Origin of the sequence: Stutzerimonas stutzeri SDM-LAC (assembly GCF_000235745.1) — a bacterium.
GTDB classification, from domain to species: Bacteria; Pseudomonadota; Gammaproteobacteria; order Pseudomonadales; family Pseudomonadaceae; genus Stutzerimonas; species Stutzerimonas stutzeri_H.
In genome coordinates, this window is sequence record NZ_AGSX01000057.1 from 23750 (window position 1) to 30508 (window position 6759).

Annotated in this window: 7 protein-coding genes; 4 read left to right on the forward strand and 3 right to left on the reverse strand. The window is 64.0% G+C overall.

Annotated elements, in window-relative coordinates:
• Window positions 1-132 precede the first annotated feature (132 nt).
• The gene (locus tag PSTU_RS0106795; protein WP_019340289.1) at window positions 133-852 is read left to right on the forward strand and encodes a TorF family putative porin; all 720 of its coding nucleotides are present in this window, start codon (window positions 133-135) and stop codon (window positions 850-852) included.
• A gap of 11 nt (window positions 853-863) precedes the next feature.
• Here PSTU_RS0106795 and PSTU_RS0106800 read toward each other — a convergent pair whose 3' ends face one another.
• The 3 genes from PSTU_RS0106800 to PSTU_RS0106810 form a co-directional block, all read right to left on the reverse strand.
• On the reverse strand, window positions 864-2021 hold the full coding sequence (locus PSTU_RS0106800) for an MFS transporter (protein WP_019340290.1): 1158 nt from the start codon (window positions 2019-2021) through the stop codon (window positions 864-866).
• A gap of 60 nt (window positions 2022-2081) precedes the next feature.
• A complete protein-coding gene (locus PSTU_RS0106805; RefSeq protein WP_019340291.1) occupies window positions 2082-2945 on the reverse strand; it encodes an isocitrate lyase/PEP mutase family protein in 864 nt (287 codons plus the stop codon).
• 94 nt (window positions 2946-3039) lie between these two features.
• Entirely contained in the window at window positions 3040-3912 is an 873-nt protein-coding gene (locus PSTU_RS0106810) for a DMT family transporter (protein ID WP_019340292.1), read from the reverse strand.
• Between the two features lie 215 nt (window positions 3913-4127).
• On the opposite strand from PSTU_RS0106810, the gene PSTU_RS0106815 reads away from it, so the two are divergent.
• The 3 genes from PSTU_RS0106815 to PSTU_RS0106825 all read left to right on the forward strand — a co-directional run.
• The gene (locus PSTU_RS0106815) at window positions 4128-4610 is read left to right on the forward strand and encodes a GNAT family N-acetyltransferase (RefSeq protein ID WP_029404648.1); all 483 of its coding nucleotides are present in this window, start codon (window positions 4128-4130) and stop codon (window positions 4608-4610) included.
• Window positions 4611-4819: 209 nt separating this feature from the next.
• Complete coding sequence (locus PSTU_RS0106820; protein WP_029404649.1) at window positions 4820-5191, forward strand: hypothetical protein; 372 nt, start codon at window positions 4820-4822, stop codon at window positions 5189-5191.
• Window positions 5188-6759 (forward strand): pyrroloquinoline quinone-dependent dehydrogenase (locus PSTU_RS0106825; RefSeq protein WP_051127862.1); only part of this gene is annotated, 1572 nt, incomplete at its 3' end. The genes PSTU_RS0106820 and PSTU_RS0106825, both read left to right, overlap by 4 nt.

Sequence of the window (6759 nt, forward strand, 5' to 3'; positions counted from 1 at the left end):
TCGGCAGCAGTTTGCATTGTCTATCCTTCCAGCCGATTGGAGGGCAAGCCCAATTCAGATGCTCTGCGTGGGGGCTTGGCTTGATGTGGCCGCGCGGTGGCCGTCTGTAAATACATCCTCAGGGAAGCAGTGATGCACACGAAGATCCTGGCGGCGCTGATCATAGGCGTGAGCGGCTGCGCCAGTCAGCCGGGCGTCGTCGAGCGCAATGTGGGCCAATTCGACCTGCGACTCGGCACGGCGCCAACCCGCAGCATGGCCCAAGGGCTGGTCAACCCGACCACCGCCAGCACCTTTCGCGGCGGCCTGGACCTCACCCACGAAAGTGGCTGGTACGTGGGCCAATGGGCGCCCAGCATGGGCATCCTCGAGGGCAACCAGCTGGAACTGGACAGCTATATCGGTTACGTCCAGCACCGCTTCGACCAGGCGCCAGGCTATGAACTGGGTGTAATCCGCTACAGTTTTCCCGAGCTGGAGGGGGCGGACCGCCACGAATACTACGCAGGCTTCAACCTGGCCGGCAGTCGGCTGGGCGGCGCCCTGAGCAGCCGGCCGGGGCGCACCGACAGCACCTTGCTGCTGGAGCTTGGCGCGGTTAGTCCGCTCAATCTGGACCTGCGCCTGAAATACGCCAGCCACTCGATGGACAGCCCGATGTATCACCCTGGCGGCAGCGTCGAAGTCTTCAATGACTGGTCGCTGAACCTGTCTCGCCCCTGGCTGGGCATCCACCTGGATCTGTCCTACACCGACTCCAGCCTCAGCGGCCGCGAATGCGGTGTCTACTCGGGTCAGAACAGCTATTGCGAGAGCTACTTCATGTTCAAGGCCGAGCGTTCGCTGTTCTAGCGGTGCTCCGATCAGCCTTGCTTGAAGCGCATCCTCGCGTGCCAGACGGCCACCAGAAAGGCCGTGGCCGCAAAGCCGTAGAGCAAGCCGAGGTTGCCGCCCTGGTAGAGCCATGAGCCGAGCACCGGCCCTGTGGCCATGCCCATGAATCGGAAGAAGTTGTAGCTGCCCACTGCGGTGGCACGGTTGTGTGGATAGAGATCCATCAGCAGGCTGGTCTGTACCGGCAGCGAAAGACCGAGAAACAGCCCGAACGCGATGACGGCAACCACCAGCGCGGCCAGCGACCACTGCGCAACCACGAGAAACAGCAGCAGACTGAGCGCATTGAGAGCCGCCGTCGTCACCAGCACCGGCCGGGGCCGCCAGCGCGCCAATAGCCGGCCACCCGCAAAACTGCCGACCACTACGGCAATCGACAGCGGCAGAAACACCAAACCCTTTTCACTGGCACTCAGCCCGTAAGTCCCGCCGAGCACGCGCGGCATGAACACCAGGTAGTTGTAGAAGGCGTAATACTGCACAAAGCTCAGCAGCATGATCGCCAGTCCCTGACGATTACGCACCACTTCCAGGTACTCCCTGGGGTGAAAGGCGCGTGGCGCGCTGCCAACCGGACGGGTTTCCTGCAGCCAGATCGCATTGCTCAGCAACGCCACAGCACCGACTACGGCGAGCAGCAGAAACACGTAGTGGAAATCGAGGTGCTCGCCGATGAAGCCGCCCACTACCGGACCGACCACCGGCCCCAGCGCCACCATCATCTGGAACGAGCCCATCGCCCGGCCACGCTCGGCGCCTTCGAACCGATCCCCGATCACCGTCACCGCCACCACCGAGCCGGCTGCGATGCCTACCGCCTGCAGGGCACGGAACACCAGCAGCGTCTCGATGTTGGTCGAGAGAAAGCAGCCGATGGACGCGCCGATGTAGCACGCCAGCCCGAGCAACAGGGTGCGCCTGCGACCGCTTCGATCCACCAGCGGGCCGTAGACGATCTGCATGAATGCCAGCACAAAGGTGAAGATCGAGATGCTGAGGTTGATCAGCAGCGGCGTGGTCCGCAGCGCCTCGCCCAGCTCCGGCAGAATCGGCGCGTAGACCGTCTGGGTGAATGGGCCGAGAAAGGCGGCGAACGCCACCATGAAGGTCAGCAAACGTGGGCTCATCGGTTCTCCGCCAACTCAGACACAGATGCGCGGTGGCGTGTTACCACCGGGTGCGACCGGTCACTCCTTGACCTGCATGTATTCCTCGGCCCAGACCATGTATTCCCCGGCGGTCGAGTATTTGACCGACAGCTGCGAGGCATTGAGATCGGACGCATCGATCTGGCGCTGCTCGCGCAGGCAGTCATAGGTCGCCTTGATCGCCGCGAAGTAAGCCGCGTGGCCATTGACCACGATGCGTACGCCGAGCGCGGCCAGGCGGCTGTTATCGCGTAGTTTCGGGTTGCCATAGGTCACCAGCATCAGCGGCACGCTGAGCTTCACGGCGACCTGCTCAAGCTGCTCGAAATCCTCGATGCCGACCAGGCAGATCGCATCGGCGCCGGCCGCCTCATAGGCTTGAGCACGGGCGATCACCTCCTCCAGGCCGATCACACCGGCGTTGGTCCGCGCGATGATCGCCAGCTCGGGATCGATGCGCGCTTCCAGCGCCGCACGGATCTTGCCGACCGCCTCGAACATGCCGATCAGGTCAGTGGACTTGCGGCCGAATTTGGCCGGCAACAGGGTGTCTTCGATGGTCAGCGCCGCGATTCCGGCGCGCTCCAGCTCGACCACGGTGCGCATCACGTTCAGCGCATTGCCATAGCCGTGGTCGGCGTCGGCGATGATCGGCAGCCTCGATACACGACCGATGCGGGTCGCCTGCTCGACAAACTCACTCAGGGTGATCAGCGCAAAATCAGGTGCGGCCAGGACCTGTAACGAGGCGATCGAGCCGCCGAGAATGCCGACTTCGAACTCCAGATCGGCGGCGATACGCGCCGACATCGGATCGAACACCGAAGCGGTGTGGTAGCAGCGGTCGGAGGTCAGCAACTGACGGAATTCGCGGCGCAGGGTGTGATGAGAGATACGTTGCATGTAGGTTCCTGATGAGTCGCACGCAAGGGTCGAGTCGCCCTTGTCTGTTCAGTGTTGGTAGCGCTACGGACGGCCAACGGCACGTCGCGGTGTTTCAGAGTCGCGGGCGCGGTTGCCGGCCCTGCACATACGCCATGACCAGCCCGCTGGCGATGATGATGACCATGCCGACGATGCCGCCAAGGTCCGGCGTGTGCCCAAAGGCAATCAGGCCCACCACGCCGGCAAAGATGATCTGCGAATAGGTGAAGGGGGCCAGCGCAGCCGCACTGGCAAAGCGAAACGCATTGGTCAGTAGCAGGTGGCCGCTCATGGCCATGGCGCCGAGCGCAGCCATCAGCAGCCCGTCGTGCAGCGTCGGGGCCTGCCAGTTGAAGATCACCAGCACGCTCATCACCACGCAGCCCACCAGGCTGGTGATGAAATTGCTCGTCACGGGATGATCCGTGGCGCTGAGCCGACGTGTGATCAGCTGGTAGACCGTGAAGCTCAGCGCAGCGCCGAACGGCAGCAGAATCGCCGGTGTAAACAGGGCGCCGCCCGGCCGCACGATGATCATCACGCCGATCAGCCCGCAGCCGACCGCCAGCCATTGCGCACCGCTGACCTGCTCGCCGAGCAGTTTCGAGGCGATGGTGACCATCAGTGGGGCCAGGAAAATCACCGCTGTAGCCTCGGCCAGCGGGATGTAGCTCAGGCCGGTGATGAACAGCATGCTCACGCCGACAAGACTCAGGCCGCGGCAGACTTGCAGCTTTGGTCGCAACGTATGCAGCACGCGACGGCCCATGCGCGGCGTGAACAAGGCGAACATCAGCACCGTCTGCGACAAGTAACGCGCCCATATGACCAGAAAGACGGGATACAGCTGGGTCAGGTGCTTGGCCAGGCCGTCATGAGTGGCGAGCATCAGGCACGACATCAGGATAAGCAGGACGCCGAGCAATGGCCGAGGAGAGTTATTCAAGGGAGAGACCGTGACAATAGGTAGCAACCTAAGAATTATGCCTGCAATTCGCCATTTCGTCAGTTGTCGGATGAGCCCGGCCGACCAGTCGCCGGTACGCCCTTCGTCGGCCCGCTGACGCTGCAACAGGCGATCGCGTATGATCGCCGCCCCCGCGCGAGCCGCCAGGCCGGCCGCGTCCGTTCGAGTGTAGTTCGATGTTCAAGTTGAGAGCGATGCAGGCGCGCGATATACCTGCCGTGATGTCGATTCAGGAAGAATCCTACGCCGCCGAGGTCCTCGAGGACGAGGCGGTGGTCCGCGCCCGCCTCGCGGCGTGCCCGCAGCTAGCGTGGGTTGCCGAGGACGATAAAGGCGTCTGCGCCTATCTGTTCGCCTATCACTCACGCATCGGCAAGGTGACCCCGCTGGACGGCGATTTCCAGCCGCATGCCGAAGCCGATTGCCTGTACCTGCATGATCTGGCCGTGTCCCGGCGCGCTGCCGGGCGCCGCATCGGGCCAGCGCTGGTGCAGCACAACCTCGAACAGGCGCGCTGCCAGCAGTTGCGCTATTCGGCGCTGGTTTCAGTGCAGGAATCCGAGGCCTTCTGGGCACGTCTTGGCTATACCGCGCATACCGAGCTGGAACCGCCGCAGGTCGACAATCTCGCCAGCTACCAGATTCCAGCCGTGTACATGGTGCGCGCCCTGCATTGAGCAAGCGTCGTGGCGCGTTCGACAGCCAGCCATCGGCCAGCCATCGAGGCTGACGGGCGAGCGCGCCCGGCGCCACTTGGCTAAGCCTCGTGAAGCAAACCGAAACATTGATGGAACCCGCGCGCGCTCCAGGACCCAAACGTTGAGTACACGTCGCCGCTTCGCCAGCGGCGGCGCCTCAGCCATCGGTCATACGGAGGAAGCGCAACGTGTCCGAATCCCCTCACGCTCACGGCTTTGCCTACTGGGCGCTTAAAGTCTTCGCCGCCATCGTCGCCCTGTTTGGCCTGGCTCTTGCCGCTGGCGGCGTCTGGCTGATCGCCTTGGGCGGCTCCTGGTACTACCTGATCGCTGGTGCCGGCATGCTGATCTCCGGCTGGCTGATGTTCGTGCAGCGCATCAGCGGCGTCTGGCTGTATTGGCTGGTGTTTGTCGGGACGGTCATCTGGGCGCTTTGGGAAGTTGGGCTAGAGCCGTGGGCACTGTTGCCACGGCTGCTCGCACTGGCAGTAATCGCCCTGCTTACGCTCGCGTTCGTTCCAGCGCTGCGGCGCGCCGCTCACCAGGAGGCCCGCGCATGACTCGCCTGATCACACTGTTCGGCCTGGTCGCGCTGGTCTGGTTGCCGGTCAGCCATGCCCAGATGCCCGCCGCCGACCCCTCGCTGGAGCCGGCCACCAGCGTGACACCCGCCTCCACGGGTGGCGAACCCGAGCCGGCCGACTGGACGGCATACGGCCGCAACGCTGCCGCCACCCGCTATTCGCCGCTCGACCTGATCAACCGCGACAACGTTGCCAACCTCAAGCCCGTCTGGGGTTATCGCACCGGCAACCTGCCGGAGCAGTCGGTGGTCGACAAGAAATGGGCACCGGAAACCACGCCGTTGAAAGTGGGCGACAACCTTTACTTGTGCGACGCCCTCAACGTGCTGGTTTCGCTGGATGCAGGCACGGGTCGCGAGCGCTGGCGCTATGACCCGAAGGTAACGACCGACCACATCCCCTACTCGGCCACTTGCCGAGGCGTCAGCTATTACGAGGTTCCTGACGTCCCGGCTGATCAGGCCTGCAAACGGCGCATCATCGAAGGCACGCTGGACGCCGAACTGGTCGCTGTCGATGCCGACACCGGTGAGCCGTGCGCTGATTTCGGGCATGCCGGGCACGTGGACTTGATGGAAGGCATGGGCAGTTCGGTGCCGGGCTACGTCGCGGTTACCTCGCCACCGACCATCGTCCGGGGCATTGCAGTGGTTGGCCATCAAGTGCTGGACGGGCAGAAAGAAGACGCCCCCTCCGGCGTGATTCGCGGCTACGACGCGGTGACCGGTGAACTCGCCTGGGCCTGGGACATGGGCCGTCCGGGAAAAACCGGCCTGCCGAGCGGTGACGAGGTGTATACCCGCGGCACGCCCAACGCCTGGACCACCTTTACCGGCGACGAGGCGCTGGGCATGGTCTACGTGCCGATGGGCAACTCCGCGGTGGATTACTGGAGCGGCAACCGCCGCGAATTCGAAAAGCCACACTCGACGGCGCTGGTCGCCATCGATGTCACCAGCGGCGAAGTGCGCTGGGAATTTCAGACCGTGCATAACGATGTGTGGGATTACGACCTCGGCTCTCAGGGCACGCTGGTGGATTTCCCCCTCGAAGATGGCCGCACCGCACCGGCGGTGATCCTGCCGACCAAGCAGGGCGATATCTATGTGCTCGATCGCCGCACCGGCGAGCCGTTGACGCCCGTCGAAGAGCGTCCCGTCCCGGCCAGCCCGCTGCCGGACGAGACACTGTCACCCACGCAACCCTTCTCGGTCGGCATGCCGTCGATGCCACGCGAAACGCTGACCGAAGCCGACGCCTGGGGCGTCACGCCACTTGACCAGCTCTGGTGCCGGATTCAGTTCGAGCGTGCCAACTATCAGGGCATGTACACACCGCCGAGCGCCGACCGGCCCTTTATCGAATACCCGAGCTACAACGGCGGAAACGATTGGGGCGGCGCAGCCGTGGACACGGAGCGCAACATCCTGGTGCTGAACTACAACCGCATCGCCATGTACGACCAGCTGATCCCGCGTGACAAGGCGGACGAGCGCGGCATGGTCCCGCTCGGCGTGCCAGGCGGCAAAACTTCGGGCGGGGGC